A 17,142-nucleotide genomic window follows, 5' to 3' on the forward strand; every position below is an offset into this window, starting at 1 on the left:
GGTTGAGAGAAATAGCAATCTGTTTTTATCTAATTCTTCTAATTATCAATTTTAACAAGGGACATTTTACCATTATAAGGTTTACTTCCTTTTTGTTCTAAAGCCTTTTTTGCTTGACTAATGGAATTAAACTTTTCATAGTATATAAAATATTTATTCGTGTTTACATCAAAGAAAAAGTTCACATTCTTCTCTCCTGATGCTACAACTTTAGTTACAAAATCATCTCGTTTCTCAACAGTATTATGTACTGCGATTACCATATAATAACCAGGTTCTTCATTCAATACATTTTTAACAATTTGAATGTTTTTAGTTTGTTCTTCTCCAAAATCAAAATCCTTTTCTAGTAATTGGGTCGCTCTTTCATCTGTAAATTTTTTAATTCTAGCTAAAGCTGCTTTATCTTTGTTATACCTGTCTTGTTGGTTATCATAAGCTGCACGACGAATTCTTCGTTTTCTCTCAAAATCTGTAGCTTCATTTATTTGCTCTAAATTCAGTATCAAATCTCTTTTAGCACTTAATAGTTGTTGTTGTTCAGACTTCAATCGTTCTAAAGCATCTAAATAAAATTCATTTACAGAATCATTTTTATCTTTTACTTTTCTTTTGCGTTTTAGATAAACCGTTTCCAACTCAATAATTTTTATTTGTTGCTCTTCTAATTTTTTATCTATTTCATCTTTTAGAGTTTCAAGCTCTTGATTTTCTGCTGTTAAACTTTTAAAAGGCTTAGGTGCTAGATAAATTCCTTTTTCACTTAAATCGTTTTCTTCTTTTAAATCATCTAAGTCTTTTTGCTTAATATCAATTTTTTCAGATAACCTTTTCATCAATTCATCCTGAACCTCTTTGGCATCACTGGTTTCATTTACCAAAGCATTCATTAATTTGGCTGCTTCGTCATTTGCTACAGGAATTTCTACTTCATTATTAGCAGTATCTTTTTCTGCTGCTTCAGCTATTTTACGATCCTCTTCAGCTTTTTTCTCAGCTTCAAGTTTTAACCTTTCTTCTTGTAACTTTTTCTCCTCTTCAACTTTTCTTTGTTGCTCTAGTTCAAGTTTCTCACGGGCTTCTTCTTCTATTCTTTTTCTTTCCGCTTCTTGTCGTAATTTTTCTTCTTCTTGGGCTTGGCGTTTAACTGCTTCAGCTTTTTTCTCTGCCTCCAATTTTAATCTTTCTTTTTCTGCTGCTTCTGCTATTTTACGAGCTTCTTCAGCCTTTTTCTCAGCTTCAAGTTTTAACCTTTCTTCTTGTAATTTTTTCTCCTCTTCAGCTTTTCTTTGCTGTTCTAATTCAAGTTTCTTACGAGCTTCTTCTTCTATTCTTTTTCTTTCAGCCTCTTGTCGTAATTTTTCTTCTTCTTGGGCTTGGCGTTTAGCTGCTTCAGCTTTTTTCTCTGCCTCTAATCTTAATCTTTCTTTTTCTGCTTCTATTTTAGCCTTAGCTAAAGCTTCAGCTTCTAATTTTTCGGTTTCTAGCTTTTTACGTGCCTCTTCTTGAGACTTAATCTTAGCTTCTTCTTCTATTCTCTTTTTCTCTGCTTCTGCGAGTTTTCTCTCCTCTTCAGCTTTCAATTTCGACTGTTCTTCGGCTTCTTTTCTTTTTGCTTCTTGTTCTAGTTGCTCTTGCTCATCAACCACAGGAATCTCTTTAGTTGTTTTTTTAGTTATAGTTTCATCGCTATTATCTATGGATGTTTCCTTAGAAATTTCAGGTTTTTCAATTTTTGCATTAGCTTGTTCTTTTTTAGCTTCAGCTCGCCTTTTTGCTTCAATTTCTACTCTTCGTTCTGCTATTCTAGTACGGTCTTCGTCAGTTAAGCTATTACTTTTTTTAGGTCTTCGCTTTTTAGTAGTATTGAAAACAGATTGTTCCTCATCATCATTGCCATAACTGTATCTATATTTATTATTAAAGCGATACGCAAGTGTAATTTCATGTGAGCTTCCAAACTCGGAGAAATCTCCCATAGACTGTTCATAATTATATTCAATAGCAATATTATTGGTAACATTAATACCAATACCTGCCGATGCTCCATATAAAGTATTGTATCCTGCTTGTCCCCAAATTCCTTTTGGCACATTTAGCATTGCTAGTCCAGAAATAACCGTTTGGTCTTTTTTAAATTCACTCCTTATTAATGTTGAAAACTTACTGTTATTAAAAAAGCCTCTTGAGTTCATATATCCCGTATACATTACATGGGCCTGAAGTGCTTGTTCTGGGTTATCTTCTATTATCTGAGATTCATTTAAATTATACGTTACTAAATTGTTTATAGATAAACCAAAATCAAAAAAATCTGTACCATAATTTATTCCTGGGTTTATTGCTATTAAAAAGTTAGATGGTATATTTTGTAAAGATGGATCAGATACATTAACAACTACTCTACCTTCATTCAATCCACTCTGGTAAGCACCAATATTCAATCCAAAAGTTAAGTTACTCTCCCTACTAATATTTACATTATATGCGAAGTTTAAAATACCCCCAAAAGTGGTTAAAACACCAAAATCTTGTTGAAATAAACCAATACCAGCACCTACATTCTCTGAAAAACGACCTGAATAACTGAATAAATATGACTGTGGCGCATCACTAAATTGTGCCCACTGTTTTTTATTAGTAAAACTTATATATTTATTTTGCTCTCTAACAAAACTAAAGGTTGGGTTAATGGCATATCTATTAAACTTTAATGAGTTTCTAACGGGTAATGCTAAAGCAACAACACCATTACTCTCTTGAGAATGGAATTGTTGAATGATAGATAACATTAGAAACATATATAATAGATATTTGTTCATTTTACTTTAGAACTGTGATAGATCCTTTTTTTATATTTTTATTTGAGGTTTTAATGATGTAATAGTAAATAGGGTTTACGTCTTTAAAACTTAATTCTTTTTCAGGCCAATTATTTTGATAGTTGTTTGTACTTAACACTACTTTTCCTTGAGCGCTTATTAATGTAACTTCAGTGTTTGTTCCACTCACAAATTCTTGAGGAATAACCCAAGTATCATTTATACCATCTCCATTAGGTGTAATTACATTAGGTATATTTGCTACATTAGGAAAAGGTTCTGTTACCCTAAAACTTATTTCTTGTGTTGCGTTACAACCTTCAGTTTGTGTAATCTTTACTTTATAATTGCCTTGTTCTGTTACTTCATAATTACTTTCATTGGCACTAGCAATACGTACATCATTTATATACCATTCAAATATTGGATTAGTTGCTGATGTAGTTACATTTACCATAAGTCTTTCTCCTGACTCTAATCTGTTATTTTCATCAACATCAATCTCACTTGTAAAATCTCTATTAATTAAATCGATAGATGCTGAGGCGGTACAACTATTCAAATCTACTCTTACATCGTATTTACCTGCTTCATTAGTTTCATACATCTGGCTCGTTGCTCCATCGATCTCTTCTCCGTTTCTAAACCATTGATAGGATACTCCATTAATTGCACTTAATATTGTTGGACCATTTGCTGAACAATAAGGGTTACCTAAACTAGAACTAATAGAAGATGAGTTTGAACCTGAGTTGGCTTCACTTACTGTTACTCTATTTGAAAATGAATCTGAAGTACATGTTCCATAATTAGTTTCAACAAAATAAGTACCTTCAGCACTTACCTCTAAACTTTCTCCTGATGCAATAAGAACAGATGTTGTAGGGCTAGTCTCTTTATACCAATTAAAAGTTAAACTAGGATATTGCAGAGGTGAATCGTTCATAGCATCACCTGGATTATCAATAGTTAGCAAATAGCTACCACCAGCACAAAACACACCTGTATCTATTAAATTATTGATGGTAAATGGGCTATCTTGAATTTTATAATAAGCAGCAAACCCATTTGAAGCACTACTGGTAGCTTCAGGAGCCGTACTTTTTACCCTTACTTTGTAACCTTCTCCAGCAGTTTCATTTGGTATTGAAAAACTTAAGGTAACAGGTGAGGTAGTAACATTTCCTGCTTCAGTAGAAAACACAATTTTGGCATTGGAAAAACTACCATTTGCATCAGATAATTCTATAATAAATTTGTTAGATGCTTCTAAATCTCCCTCAGGAGAGAACGAAAATGTAACCTCGTAAGCATTAAAAGAAGAACTAGCACAAGCCTGTGTAAACCCTAAATTGGGTTTACTTATTGCTATCTGTGCATTTAGGGTTGTACTTAAACCTAAAACGATAATAAGAAAATTAAAAATAGTAAAATTCCGCATGCAGTTCTATCATTTAATAAAACCTCTAGGAATTAGATTTTGTCCAAATAAGCTTTGGATTTGTATTACAAGATTAAATACCTAGAGTTATATCATACATTATTAGTTAATACTTTTTTTAGTCATCTAATGATTCTCTATCAATATTAGATGCTATAATTTTGTTTATTCTAAGTCTATAGTCTGGTCGTTTATAATTATCTGCTGCTATAAAAGTTTCAGTGTTATTACTCTTAGAATACACATTGAAAAAAGCTCTATTCCCATACCAATTCTCTAAATCATCATTATTAGCATTATTTTCAACAAAAATGTTACCATTACAATTATTAAAATACATCTCCTTTAATCCTATTTTTTCCAAATTGTTCTGATTTACATGAATGTTTTCATCTAAAACAACGGCTGGATTAAAACCAGAAATCACACTTTTTGACATGTTTAATTCAGCATCTACTCCTACGTAAATAGCTTCATGTACTAAGTTCATCTTAATATCTGCTTCTAAATCTTTACTAGAATTTAAAAAAGTTAAATTTGTAGCCTCTATTGTAGTTTTGCTTTTTTCAAAATCTATTTCCTCCTTTTTATAATATGACAGTACTTCTAAACACCTATCTCCACTACCATTAGAAACATAAGGTGATCTAATAGCCAATGAATTTGAAATTATTGACGCTGTACCATAATTAAATTTAAAATCCGTTCCTTTTGATTTGTATGACACTGTATTTGATAAGGAAACATTTCCTCCCCAAACTTCAAATCCATCCTCACCAGAATTACTAATCATTACATGATCAATTTCAGTAGCTGCACCAACACTGGCTAATAAGAGTCCATTAAAATATTTATCTTGAGATATACGCTTTCCTGCGTATTCTACACGAACATACCTCAAAATACCTGAAGACCCCAATATTTCATCTCCTCCATAATTGGTATTTGCATAATCTGCAGGACTAAGATTAGGGTAAAAAGATGCTACAGAACCAGAGCCATATCTGTTAATAGGAGCGTCTCCAAGAAGTATTAAACCTCCCCAATCTCCAGCTCTTTTAACACTTCTATTGGAAGTAAATATTATAGGATCTGTAGATTTACCTTCAGCCAAAATTTTAGCCCCTTTAGAAATTGTTAATGATCCATTTGTCTTGTAATCACCTAAAATTACAGAGCCTGGTTCAATAGTTAAAGTAATGTTTGGGGCCACAAAAACACTTCCTAAAAGCAAATAGATTTCTCCCTTTTTTAATGTTTCATTTTCAGATATAGTTCCTGCCAAAATTTGTGTAGGCTCTCCATAATCAATTTTATTGGATTTAAATTGTGTCCAATTGTTTAACCAATTATTTTCTCCAACTATACCTTTTTCCTGTTGCGCATAACAACTTAAGGTAATCAGGAATACTAAGATAATTTGAGTAATGTTTTTCATCATACTTATATTTTTTCTGTTGAGGGATAAATACCTACAATTCAACATAATCAAAAATAATAGAATTATCTATGAAATACCAAATATTTCGATGAAACACATATTTATTCATAGAATTATCTCAAAATAATCGATGAAATACATTAAATAAAGATATAAAACAATAAAGAAAGAATAATCTTTCTTTATAAAAATTGAAGTATCATAAAACGGAAGACAATAAAAAACCCAATAATAAAATTGGGTTGTACTACATTATAACTAACAAAAAATTCACTTAATGAAATTCGCTATATTCGTGTAAAGACTTCAATGTTTCTTCATAAAAAATGATGGCTGAAACTAAATCATCAGTATCAGAATAAGGTAATATTCTTTCTTGAAATTCTGATGTTCTTTCTAAAAACTCATCTGTAGCATCAAACTGATCATCTAAAGCTTTTCTATTATCACTATCGTTTGGTATACCTAAAGTAGACATTGTAACTCCAGGCTTAGTGGCGAAGGCAATGTAAGGCATTAATTTTACTAAGCTTTCAATTCTTTCAACGTAAAGTACTAATAACTCTCCTTTTGCCATTCTATCTAGCTCATCTTTACTATGATATTTTTTTATAGCAACGTTATCACTAATAATACTTTTTGGCTGTTTCTTTTTTTGAGCAAAACCAATACCAGAAATTAGTATAAAGCAAAAACTAAGGAAGAATAATTTCGTTTTCATGGATTATGATTTGGGTTTAGGTTGCTAAATTATGTAATTTATCGTAAAAAACAAGCGTTTTGTCGATTTTTTTAAAATATTTTTACTTGAATAATAATTCCTTTAAATTCTAATATGATTAAAAAATATCTTCTAGAGAATTAATTAATTTATATAAATTTAAAATGCATAAATAAAGTATTTTTACGATTTAAAACAAATGCATGAATTTATCAAAAGTTAGACTTGTAGTTACTGATATGGATGGTACACTACTTAATACCAACCATGAAGTAAGTCCTTTATTTTTACAACTTTTTCAAAAATTAATTAAGCACGATATAATTTTTGTTGCAGCCAGCGGGAGACCATATTATGGTATGGTAGAAAAATTGTCTGAAATAAAAGACAATATGATTTTTGTTGCAGAAAATGGAGGTTTAGCTATTCATCAAAATAGTGTATTTCTTTCTAATCCTATAAATGAAAACAATTTAAAGAGAATAATAACAATAATAAGTACAGTTGAAAATGCACATCCTGTTTTTTGCACTCGAAATAGGGCTTATGTGATGAGTAGGTCTCAACAATTATTAAATCTACTCTCTGAATATTACCATAACTATAAAGTAATAAATGATACAAATGAAATTAAAGATGAAGTATATAAAGTTGCTTTATTTCATGAGGAAAGCTCGGAAAAGTATATATATCCACACATTAAGGAATTAGAATCTAATTTTAAAGTAAAATTATCTGCCACACATTGGGTTGATATATCTGAAAATATTGCTAATAAAGGCACCGCTATTAAACAAATACAGCAACGCTATAATATTAGTACAGAAGAAACTCTGGCTTTTGGAGATTATAATAATGACCTTGAAATGTTAGAAAGTGCATATTTTAGTTTTGCTATGGAAAATGCTCATCCTAAAGTAAAATCTACGGCAAGATTTCAGACAAAAAGTAACAACGATTTAGGTGTTGAAACTGTACTTCAAAAACTCTTGTTAGAAAAAGAAAAATAAACCTCTAAGCTTTAAGTTTTATATTTAATACGCAACCTTTCTTTATTTTTACCATCTTTAAAGTAAAAAGTATTTTTTTTACTATGAAATTTAAGTTTTTAATTCCCATTATATCATTATTTTTTCTACTTAGTTGTAGTATTGGTAATGATGATAGTTTAGATTTTCAAGCAGTTCAAAATGAAGAGATATTCCAATGGCATTTAACCAATGTTTCTGGAGGTATTGCTGGTATTGACATTGATTTTAAAATGGATACTATTGTATGGGTTTTTAATGTTGATCTTGTAGGTAGTGGCGAACTACAAGTACAAAATAATAATACGGATATATCTTTAGAAGATGGTTTAGATACAGGAACCTACCCTATTTCTATACCAGTATACGACACACAATCCATCCTTTTTATTGATGGAAATGAATATGCTGGGTTACTCACTCCTAGTGAAAATGACTTAATTATTAGCCAGAATATAAAATCGGACGGAAATACTATCTCAGATGGCTTTGTTTATACTTTTAAACGCAAAGTAATCACTGAATCTGACAATTAATTAAGTTTTTTGCTTTTTCTTTTTTGCTGCAGGAAATAATACATTGTTAAGAATTAAGCGATAACCAGGTGAGGTTGGATGTAAATCTAATTCCGTTTTCGCATCGCCTACTCTATGCTGGTAATCTTCAGGATCATGCCCTCCATAAAATGTAAAGAATCCTTTTCCTTTAATACCGTGAATGTATTTGGCTTCTCCATTAGTACGATTTTCTCCCATTACTAGTACATTTGATTTTATCTCATCTCGTGTAAACGCAGTAGTTTGCCCCATAAATCCCTTAACCAATGCTGTATGACTTTGACATAACATGGTTGGGATAGGATCCCATTTTGCTGAAAACTCCATTAATGAAAAATAGTCTGTTGTCTTAGATATAGCCCTCTTTCTAGTAGTATCTATAGATGAGAACTCATAAACCTTAGGGCTTCTTTCTAATAGAAAGTCTGTGAAAGCAAAAGTTTTATTATAATCAATTCTATTCTGATACGCTGGATCGCTTCCATCTCCATCAAACATAGGTTCACAAATATCAATACCTTCTACTGCAAGTGCAATATCAAAACTATCCGTGGCACTACACATAGCAAACATAAAACCTCCTCCTAAAACGTAGTTTCTTATTTTTAATGCTACATCTAATTTTGCATCAGACACTTTCGCATATCCTAACTTTACTGCAAGAGCTTCTGCTTCTTTTTTTTCTTGTATATACCATGAAGAAGAACGATACATCCCATAAAATTTACCATACTGTCCTGTAAAATCTTCATGATGTAAATGTAGCCAATCGAATAGTAGAAGGCCATCATTTAAAACTTCTTCATCATAAACTGTTTCGTAGGGAATCTCAGCATACTTTAAAACCATTGTAACAGCATCATCCCAAGGTAATTTACCTTTAGGCGTATACACTGCTATTTTTGGTGCCTTTTCTAATACTACGGCTTCCATATTCTGGCTTGGGCTTGCTATTTCTTCAAGAATATTTTCTGCTTTTCCATTTGAAATAACTTCAAAAGACACGCCTCGAATTTGACATTCTTGTTGGATTACGTCAGTGTCAGGTAATAAAAAAGACCCGCCTCTATAATTTAATAGCCACTTTACTTTTAATTGTTTCTCTAACGTCCAATAGGTTATCCCATAAGCTTTCAAATGATTTTTTTGGCTTTCTGCATCCATTGGAATGAGAATGTAGGATGCGTGAATTTTGATGCTAAAAAATAATATTATAGAAAATATCAGGGCTTTCTTCATAAGTCGAAAGATAAAGAAAAAAACAACCTAAGCGAATTAATCAAATGTTAAAAAGGAACATCGTTATCATCATCATCGTTAAACGAGCTTCCAAAGGCTTGGTCTGGGCTTGCTGTAAAATTATCGGCTTTAAATGTATCATCATTAGCAGCTGCATTCATTTTACTATGAAACTCAAAAGGAGAATCAAAATCATCTAAATTATCAAACTTACCTAAGTGCCCAATAAACTTTAGTCTAATGTTTTCTAAACCACCATTTCTGTGTTTTGCAATAATAAATTCTGCTTGTCCTTCAGTAGGAGATCTTTCTTCATCGTCCCATTCGTCAATCTTATAATATTCTGGTCTGTAAATAAAACTCACAATATCCGCATCCTGCTCAATCGCACCAGATTCACGTAAATCAGACAGTAAAGGTCGTTTACTTCCTCCACGAGTTTCAACGGCTCTAGATAACTGCGATAAAGCAATAACTGGCACATTTAACTCTTTAGCCAATGCTTTTAGGTTTCTGGAAATCATAGAGATTTCCTGCTCACGATTTCCTGCATGGCTACTACCTCCCGTCATTAACTGCAAATAATCAATCATTATCAGTTTAATACCATGCTGGGATGATAAACGACGTGCTTTTGCTCTTAAATCAAAAATTGATAATGATGGTGTATCATCAATGAATAATGGGGCTTTTTCTAAATCTTTAACTTTTACATTGAGTTGTTCCCATTCGTGTTTTTCAAGCTTACCAGTTCTTAATTTCTCTGAAGATAGTCCTGTTTCACTAGATATTAAACGTGTTATAAGTTGTACTGATGCCATCTCTAATGAAAAGAACGCCACTGGAATATTTTGATCTACAGCTATATTTCTAGCCATTGACAAGGTAAGTGCTGTTTTACCCATACCTGGCCTTGCTGCAACTATAATTAAATCTGAAGGTTGCCATCCAGAAGTTAATTTATCTAATTTATGAAACCCTGTAGGAATACCACTTAAACCTTCTTTATTGGAAATCTCCTCAATTTTCTTTTTGGCCTGAATTACTAATTCCTGTGCTGTTTCACTGGATTTTTTAATATTACCTTGTGTAACTTCGTATAGTTTTGATTCCGCTTTATCTAATAAATCAAAAACATCCTTTGTTTCATCATACGAATCTTCAATAATTTCATTAGAAATTTTAATTAAACTTCTTTGAATAAATTTTTGAAGTATGATGCGCGCATGAAACTCAATATGAGCAGAAGATGATACTTTTTGTGTTAAAGAAATAAGATAAAAATCCCCCCCTATCATCTCTAACCTTCCGTTTTTCTTGAGTTGTGTTGAAACGGTTAATAAGTCTATAGGTTCGCTTCCTTCAAATAACTGAAAAATCGCTTCAAAAATCAACTGATGCGCCTCTTTATAAAATGCATCAGGGCTTAAAATATCAATTACCTCATCAACACCCTTTTTGTCAATCATCATTGCACCAAGCACAACCTCTTCTAAATCAATAGCTTGAGGTGGTATTTTTCCTTTTTCAAGGTTAATGATTGTACTTTTATCTACTTTAAATCCCTTTATTTGGTTAGGTTGTTTCATAACTACGAAAATATACAAATAAAGAATTGTATTTTAAAAATTATGTGTTTGGTTGTACACGCTTCATCAACAATATTAATGTTGATAACTTAATTATCTTGTGGATAACCATAAAAAAAAACCTGAAGCCTAAACTCCAGATTTTTTATCTTTTGGTTTTAAAGAAGTTATCCTTTATACACTCCCATATTGGAGTATTTTTCCATACGTTGGTTTACAAGATCTGTTGGTGATAAGTTTTTTAACTCACTGTAATGTTTTTCAATAGCAGTAATTACAGCTTTAAAAGTTTTTTCCCTATCCCTATGAGCTCCTCCTAGAGGTTCTTTAATAATATCGTCTACTATTTTTAGTTTTTTCATATCTGTAGCAGTTAGCTTTAAAGCTTCTGCTGCTCTTTCTTTATGTTCCCAACTACGCCATAAAATAGAAGAGCATGATTCTGGAGAAATAACTGAATACCATGTGTTTTCTAGCATTAATACTTTATCTCCAACACCTATTCCTAAAGCGCCTCCAGATGCACCTTCTCCTATTACTATTGTTATTACAGGTACTTTAAGGCGAGTCATTTCTAAAATATTTCGAGCTATGGCTTCTCCTTGACCTCTTTCTTCTGCTTCAAGTCCTGGGTAAGCCCCTGGCGTATCTAATAGTGTTACTACAGGTATCCCGAATTTCTCAGCAGATTTCATTAAGCGCAGGGCTTTTCTATACCCTTCAGGATTAGCCATTCCAAAATTTCTGTATTGTCGCGTTTTAGTATTATATCCTTTTTGCTGTCCAATAAACATGTAACTTTGGTCTCCTATTTTCCCTAGACCTCCAATCATTGCTTTATCATCTTTAAAACTTCTATCCCCATGAAGTTCTAAAAATGTATCTCCACAAATGGCCTTTATATAGTCTAACGTATATGGTCTATTAGGATGCCTTGATAACTGTACACGTTGCCATGGGCTAAGGTTTTTATAAATATCTGTAGTTGTCTTTTTAAGCTTTTGCTCTATTTGCTCGCAAGTTTCAGAGACATCAACTTCACTTTCTTCTCCAATAACCTTACATTTTTGAAGTTGATCTTCGAGCTCTTTTATTGGTAATTCAAATTCTAAATATTCCATAAGAATTTAACTCAGTTTTTGGTTAGCGTACAAAATTAAGGAATTTATTTTGTTTCAATTTTAGAAATTAATGTATTTGTTTTCGTTTGAATGCATGTTTATTTTTTAAAATACCATTTAGCACAACGGTACTAATGATTATCATAGCTCCATAATAAAAATTAGTACTCATTCTTTCTGTTTCAGGATATAAGATTATTGCTAGTATTATGCCATAAATAGGTTCTAAGTTATAAGTAAGTACTACTGTGAATGGACTTATAAATTTCATAACATAAACAGCCGCAATAAAAGCATAAGCTGTACATATAGAAGCTAGTATAAACAGATACAAAACATCTTTCCCGCTTAGCTGAAAAAAGCCTACTGAAAAGCCTTCTCCAAAACATAAGATAAATATAGAAATGAATATTACGCCACTGATAAATTCATAAAACGATATTACTGTTGCAGAGTATTTTTTGAGAAAAACACCATTTAAAACAGCAAAGAATGATGAAAAAAATGCAGATGAAACACCTAATATTATACCTTTTAGATATTTTATTTCACTTTGCATAATTATAAAGACACCTACTATAACCAAAATTCCAAATAGTATTTCATACCCTATAATTTTTCTCTTATAAAAAATAGGCTCAATAATGGAAGCAAAAAAAGCTCCTGTTGAAAACATAGCTAACGCAATAGAAACGTTAGCAGCATCAATGGCTGCAAAAAAAGTAATCCAGTGTAATGCTATGATAATACCTGCTAAGCATAATTTTACTAATGATGTTTTGTCTATTTTTAATTTAACTTTTCTAACTACTATATAGAGGTACATTAGTATAGCAGCTATAGACATGCGAAACCAAACTAAAGGAATAGCTGTAATTGAGATTTCTTTTCCTAAAATGGCTGTAAAACCCGCAATAAAAACTAAAAGATGTAAATGAAGATAGTTCTTAAATTTAGCGCTTAGCATTATATAATAGATATATAGCTAAAATACCAAAAATGAAATTGGGAAACCATACTGCTATTACTGGCGGGAAGTTAGATTGTTGAGCCATTACACCAAAAATCTTATCAAAAAACACAAATATCATAGCAATACAAATTCCAAGTGCTAAGTTTACTCCCATACCACCTCTTCGCTTTATAGATGATACTGCCACAGCTATAATGGTTAATATAAAAATAGAAACTGGCAAACTCCATTTTCTGTATAGTACTAACTTGTAGCGCCCTATGTTTGAAGACCCTCTAGCTTCTTCTTTTTTTATAAAATCTACTAGTTCTGGATAAGGTAATGTTTCTGCTATGTAAATTACTGGAGTAAGATCTTCAGCTTCAAAAGAAAATAAAGTATCTTTTCTTCTTTCAATCTCTAGGGTATCTCCTAGAGTACCTATTTTGCGTTTTACATAATCTATTAGTCTATATGTAGTATCCTTTTCTACATATTGTATACTTCGGGAACTGATTTTATACTTCAATTCATTATCCTCTAAATGCTCCAGAGTAAAGTTTTGTCCCTTTTTATTCTTTGAATCATAACTACTTACATAAATAAAATCGGTATCATTTATTTGACGATATACATTTTTATTATCAACTGCACTCTTACCTCTTTTAAAATATTTATAATCAAACTCATTAAATCCTTTGCTAGCCTCTGGTGCTAAAAACATTCCGAGAATAAGGGCAAAAATCGATACAATTGTAGCACCATATATATAAGGCTTTAAAAACCTTGAAAAAGATACCCCTGAACTCAAAAATGCAACGATTTCTGTATTATTGGCAAGCTTTGATGTAAACCAAATTACAGATAGAAACAAAAATAGAGGAAATAGTAAGTTGGCAAAATAAATTGTAAAATCTAAATAAAACAATGCCACTTCATTAAAAGGTACATCGTTATCTAAAATCTTACCTATTTTTTCAGCTAAATTTACTGTAATTCCAATTGGAATAAACAGTAATAACATCATCAAAAATGTAAATAAATAACGCTTTAATATGTACCAGTCTAATATTTTCACGCTGTATAATTATTATAACCTCTTATCCATTTGTTTTACCATTATATTTTTCCATTCCGAAAAATCTCCTGCTAAAATATGTTTTCTTGCTTCTCTAACCAACCACAAATAAAATCCTAAATTATGTATCGTTGCTATTTGTTTTCCTAATAATTCGTTTACTGTAAACAAATGTCTTAAATAAGCTTTACTATACTCTGTATCCACAAAAGTGATACCCATTCCATCAATAGGAGAAAAATCATCCTCCCATTTCTTGTTTTTTATATTTATGGTACCATGAGCCGTAAATAACATACCATTTCTCGCATTTCGTGTTGGCATTACACAATCAAACATATCAATACCTAACGCAATATTTTCTAAAATATTGATTGGTGTGCCAACTCCCATCAAATATCTAGGTTTATCTTCTGGTAAAACATTACAAACAACTTCTGTCATGGCATACATTTCCTCAGCAGGCTCTCCTACTGATAATCCTCCAATGGCATTACCTACTGCTCCTGCATTTGCTATATATTCAGCAGATTGTATTCGTAAATCTTTATAAGTACTTCCTTGAACTATTGGAAAAAATGCTTGATTGTAATCATACTTTAATGGTGTTTTTTCCAAATGCTTAATGCATCTATCCAGCCACCGATGCGTCATGTGCATGGAGCGCTTAGCATAATTATAATCACAAGGATAAGGTGTACACTCATCAAAAGCCATAATAATATCAGCACCAATGGTACGCTGAATTTCCATGACATTCTCTGGTGTAAATGTGTGGTAACTGCCGTCTATATGAGATTTAAATTTCACACCTTCTTCTTTAATTTTTCTATTAGCAGAAAGAGAATACACTTGATAGCCTCCAGAATCGGTTAAAATATTTCTATCCCAATTCATAAACTTATGTAAACCACCAGCCTTTTCAATTATATTGGTTTGTGGACGTAAATACAAATGATATGTATTTCCTAATATGACATCCGGATTAATATCATTCTTCAGTTCACGTTGATGTACTCCTTTAACAGTTGCTACTGTGCCAACAGGCATAAAAATAGGAGTTTCAATTATACCATGATCAGTAGTAATCTTTCCTCCTCTCGCTTTACTGTTTACATCTTTATGTTTTAAATCGAATTTCATAACCTTTTACCAATGCGCAAACCTACATATTTTATGGCAAAAAAAATAAACTAATCAACACTACTTAACGTTTAAGTAGTTTTATAAAAAATAGAATGTTAATACTTTGTAAAACTGTTCTAATCCCCTATTTTTGTCGCGCAAAAAATAATCATTTAACATGCCAAACATTAAACACTTAGAAGATATCTGCACACAAGTACGAAGAGATATCTTAAGACAGGTGCATAAAGTAAATTCTGGGCATCCAGGAGGGTCTTTAGGTTGTACCGAATTTTTCGTTGCGCTTTACAACGAAATTATGGATAGAAAGGACACATTTGATATGGACGGAATTGGAGAGGATTTATTCTTTTTATCTAACGGACATATTTCTCCTGTGTTTTATAGTGTTTTGGCAAGAGCAGGATATTTTCCTGTTGAAGAATTAAATACGTTTAGATTGATTGATTCTCGCCTTCAAGGTCACCCAACTACTCATGAAGGCTTACCTGGCGTAAGGATTGCTTCTGGTTCTTTAGGGCAAGGTATGTCTGTTGCTATTGGTGCTGCTCAAGCTAAGAAAATGAACAACGATGATAAGATTGTATATTCTTTACATGGCGATGGTGAGTTGCAAGAAGGACAAAATTGGGAAGCCATTATGTATGCTTCAGCTAAAAAAGTGGATAATTTAATTTCTACTATAGATTTAAATGGTCAACAAATTGACGGCTCTACAGATGATGTTTTACCTATGGGAAGTATAAAAGCTAAGTTTGAAGCTTTTGGATGGACTGTATTGGAAATTGAAGAAGGTAATAATCTTGATGCTGTTATAGACGGTATGGCTAAAGCTAAAGCTGAAACTGGTAAAGGAAAACCTATTTGTGTTTTACTTAAAACTGTTATGGGGAATGGCGTAGATTTTATGATGCATACACATGCTTGGCATGGTAAAGCACCAAACGATGAGCAATTAGCTGTTGGTTTAGAACAAAACCCTGAAACTTTAGGCGATTATTAACCACTTACTTAAAAACAAATGAAAACATATACGTACACAGAAAAAAAAGATACTAGAAGTGGTTTTGGTGCTGGTTTAGCAGAACTTGGAAGAACCAACCCTAATGTAGTTGCCCTATGTGCAGACCTTATTGGATCTTTAAAAATGAACGAATTTATTAAAGAAAACCCAGAACGTTTTTTCCAAATAGGTATTGCAGAAGCAAACATGATGGGGATAGCTGCAGGACTAACCATTGGAGGTAAAATTCCGTTTACTGGAACTTTCGCCAACTTTTCTACTGGAAGGGTTTATGATCAAATTCGTCAATCTATTGCTTATTCTGGTAAGAATGTAAAAATATGTGCTTCGCATGCTGGTTTAACCTTAGGTGAAGATGGGGCAACACATCAAATACTTGAAGATATTGGTTTGATGAAAATGTTACCTGGTATGACGGTAATTAACCCATGTGATTTTAATCAAACAAAAGCTGCAACTATTGCTATTGCAGAATATGACGGGCCAGTATATTTACGTTTTGGTCGTCCATCTGTTCCAATTTTCACACCAGCTGATCAAAAATTTGAAATTGGTAAAGCTGTTAAATTTACAGAAGGTACCGATGTTACCATTGTTGCAACTGGACATTTAGTTTGGGAAGCTTTAGAAGCTTCTAAAGTTTTAAATGAAGCTGGAATTTCTGCTGAAGTGATAAATATTCATACCATTAAACCTTTAGATGAAACTGCTATTTTAGAATCAGTATCTAAAACAGGATGCATCGTTACTGCTGAAGAGCATAATATTTTAGGAGGTTTGGGCGAAAGTGTTGCTAGATTATTAGCTACTAATACTCCTACCCCTCAAGAATTTGTTGGTACTAACGACACTTTTGGCGAGTCTGGAACTCCTGCTCAATTAATGGAAAAGTACGGATTAAACAGTGCTACCATTGTTGAAAAATCTAAGGCAGTTATTAAAAGAAAGTAACATTTATTTTAAATATTATAAAAGGTTCTTTC

At 31.9% G+C, this 17,142-nt stretch carries 14 protein-coding genes; 4 read left to right on the plus strand and 10 right to left on the minus strand.

The genetic code is table 11. The annotated features are described in order from the left end of the window. Positions 1-38: 38 nt before the first annotated feature. The 4 genes from EYD46_RS15920 to EYD46_RS15935 form a co-directional block, all read right to left on the minus strand. Positions 39-2,822, minus strand: coding sequence for a PorP/SprF family type IX secretion system membrane protein (locus EYD46_RS15920; RefSeq protein WP_130938166.1), 2,784 nt, complete (start codon positions 2,820-2,822; stop codon positions 39-41). A 1-nt stretch (position 2,823) separates the two neighbouring features. After that, entirely contained in the window at positions 2,824-4,263 is a 1,440-nt protein-coding gene (locus EYD46_RS15925) for a T9SS type B sorting domain-containing protein (RefSeq protein ID WP_130938167.1), read from the minus strand. Positions 4,264-4,381: 118 nt separating this feature from the next. Next, positions 4,382-5,704, minus strand: coding sequence for a hypothetical protein (locus tag EYD46_RS15930; protein WP_308807871.1), 1,323 nt, complete (start codon positions 5,702-5,704; stop codon positions 4,382-4,384). A gap of 274 nt (positions 5,705-5,978) precedes the next feature. Beyond that, complete coding sequence (locus EYD46_RS15935; protein WP_130938168.1) at positions 5,979-6,425, minus strand: hypothetical protein; 447 nt, start codon at positions 6,423-6,425, stop codon at positions 5,979-5,981. 203 nt (positions 6,426-6,628) lie between these two features. Here EYD46_RS15935 and EYD46_RS15940 point away from each other — a divergent pair, with 203 nt between their 5' ends. Together EYD46_RS15940 and EYD46_RS15945 are read left to right on the plus strand one after the other, a co-directional pair. Beyond that, the gene (locus tag EYD46_RS15940) at positions 6,629-7,435 is read left to right on the plus strand and encodes an HAD family hydrolase (protein ID WP_130938169.1); all 807 of its coding nucleotides are present in this window, start codon (positions 6,629-6,631) and stop codon (positions 7,433-7,435) included. A gap of 83 nt (positions 7,436-7,518) precedes the next feature. Further along, entirely contained in the window at positions 7,519-7,989 is a 471-nt protein-coding gene (locus EYD46_RS15945) for a hypothetical protein (protein WP_130938170.1), read from the plus strand. Here the strand turns inward: EYD46_RS15945 and EYD46_RS15950 are convergent, their stop codons facing one another. From EYD46_RS15950 to tgt, 6 genes are all read right to left on the minus strand, one after another. Beyond that, entirely contained in the window at positions 7,990-9,174 is a 1,185-nt protein-coding gene (locus tag EYD46_RS15950; protein WP_130938375.1) for an asparagine synthetase B, read from the minus strand. A gap of 122 nt (positions 9,175-9,296) precedes the next feature. Further along, a complete protein-coding gene (dnaB, locus tag EYD46_RS15955; protein ID WP_130938171.1) occupies positions 9,297-10,838 on the minus strand; it encodes a replicative DNA helicase in 1,542 nt (513 codons plus the stop codon). Positions 10,839-11,005: 167 nt separating this feature from the next. Then, the gene (locus EYD46_RS15960) at positions 11,006-11,959 is read right to left on the minus strand and encodes an acetyl-CoA carboxylase carboxyltransferase subunit alpha (RefSeq protein WP_130938172.1); all 954 of its coding nucleotides are present in this window, start codon (positions 11,957-11,959) and stop codon (positions 11,006-11,008) included. A gap of 67 nt (positions 11,960-12,026) precedes the next feature. Next, positions 12,027-12,926 carry a DMT family transporter gene (locus tag EYD46_RS15965; protein WP_130938173.1) on the minus strand — a complete coding sequence of 300 codons (900 nt, stop codon included), beginning with the start codon at positions 12,924-12,926 and terminating at the stop codon, positions 12,027-12,029. Next, the gene (locus tag EYD46_RS15970) at positions 12,913-13,989 is read right to left on the minus strand and encodes an LptF/LptG family permease (protein ID WP_130938174.1); all 1,077 of its coding nucleotides are present in this window, start codon (positions 13,987-13,989) and stop codon (positions 12,913-12,915) included. Before EYD46_RS15970 ends, EYD46_RS15965 begins: the two co-directional genes overlap by 14 nt. 12 nt (positions 13,990-14,001) lie before the next feature. Next, a complete protein-coding gene (gene tgt, locus EYD46_RS15975) occupies positions 14,002-15,132 on the minus strand; it encodes a tRNA guanosine(34) transglycosylase Tgt (RefSeq protein ID WP_130938175.1) in 1,131 nt (376 codons plus the stop codon). A gap of 160 nt (positions 15,133-15,292) precedes the next feature. Here tgt and EYD46_RS15980 point away from each other — a divergent pair, with 160 nt between their 5' ends. Then, positions 15,293-16,138, plus strand: a complete 846-nt coding sequence (locus EYD46_RS15980) for a transketolase (RefSeq protein WP_130938176.1) — start codon at positions 15,293-15,295, stop codon at positions 16,136-16,138. An 18-nt stretch (positions 16,139-16,156) separates the two neighbouring features. Continuing rightward, positions 16,157-17,110 carry a transketolase family protein gene (locus EYD46_RS15985; RefSeq protein WP_130938177.1) on the plus strand — a complete coding sequence of 318 codons (954 nt, stop codon included), beginning with the start codon at positions 16,157-16,159 and terminating at the stop codon, positions 17,108-17,110. The last annotated feature ends 32 nt before the right edge of the window (positions 17,111-17,142 follow it).

The organism is Hyunsoonleella pacifica (assembly GCF_004310335.1).
GTDB lineage: Bacteria > Bacteroidota > Bacteroidia > Flavobacteriales > Flavobacteriaceae > Jejuia > Jejuia pacifica.

Excerpts from the sequence above, each read along its gene's own strand:
- EYD46_RS15920 (WP_130938166.1), bottom strand. The coding sequence starts at position 2,822 with ATGAACAAATATCTATTATATATGTTTCTAATGTTATCTATCATTCAA.
- EYD46_RS15925 (WP_130938167.1), bottom strand. The coding sequence starts at position 4,263 with ATGCGGAATTTTACTATTTTTAATTTTCTTATTATCGTTTTAGGTTTA.
- EYD46_RS15930 (WP_308807871.1), bottom strand. The coding sequence starts at position 5,704 with ATGATGAAAAACATTACTCAAATTATCTTAGTATTCCTGATTACCTTA.
- EYD46_RS15935 (WP_130938168.1), bottom strand. The coding sequence starts at position 6,425 with ATGAAAACGAAATTATTCTTCCTTAGTTTTTGCTTTATACTAATTTCT.
- EYD46_RS15940 (WP_130938169.1), top strand. The coding sequence starts at position 6,629 with ATGAATTTATCAAAAGTTAGACTTGTAGTTACTGATATGGATGGTACA.
- EYD46_RS15945 (WP_130938170.1), top strand. The coding sequence starts at position 7,519 with ATGAAATTTAAGTTTTTAATTCCCATTATATCATTATTTTTTCTACTT.
- EYD46_RS15950 (WP_130938375.1), bottom strand. The coding sequence starts at position 9,174 with ATGGATGCAGAAAGCCAAAAAAATCATTTGAAAGCTTATGGGATAACC.
- dnaB (WP_130938171.1), bottom strand. The coding sequence starts at position 10,838 with ATGAAACAACCTAACCAAATAAAGGGATTTAAAGTAGATAAAAGTACA.
- EYD46_RS15960 (WP_130938172.1), bottom strand. The coding sequence starts at position 11,959 with ATGGAATATTTAGAATTTGAATTACCAATAAAAGAGCTCGAAGATCAA.
- EYD46_RS15965 (WP_130938173.1), bottom strand. The coding sequence starts at position 12,926 with ATGCTAAGCGCTAAATTTAAGAACTATCTTCATTTACATCTTTTAGTT.
- tgt (WP_130938175.1), bottom strand. The coding sequence starts at position 15,132 with ATGAAATTCGATTTAAAACATAAAGATGTAAACAGTAAAGCGAGAGGA.
- EYD46_RS15980 (WP_130938176.1), top strand. The coding sequence starts at position 15,293 with ATGCCAAACATTAAACACTTAGAAGATATCTGCACACAAGTACGAAGA.
- EYD46_RS15985 (WP_130938177.1), top strand. The coding sequence starts at position 16,157 with ATGAAAACATATACGTACACAGAAAAAAAAGATACTAGAAGTGGTTTT.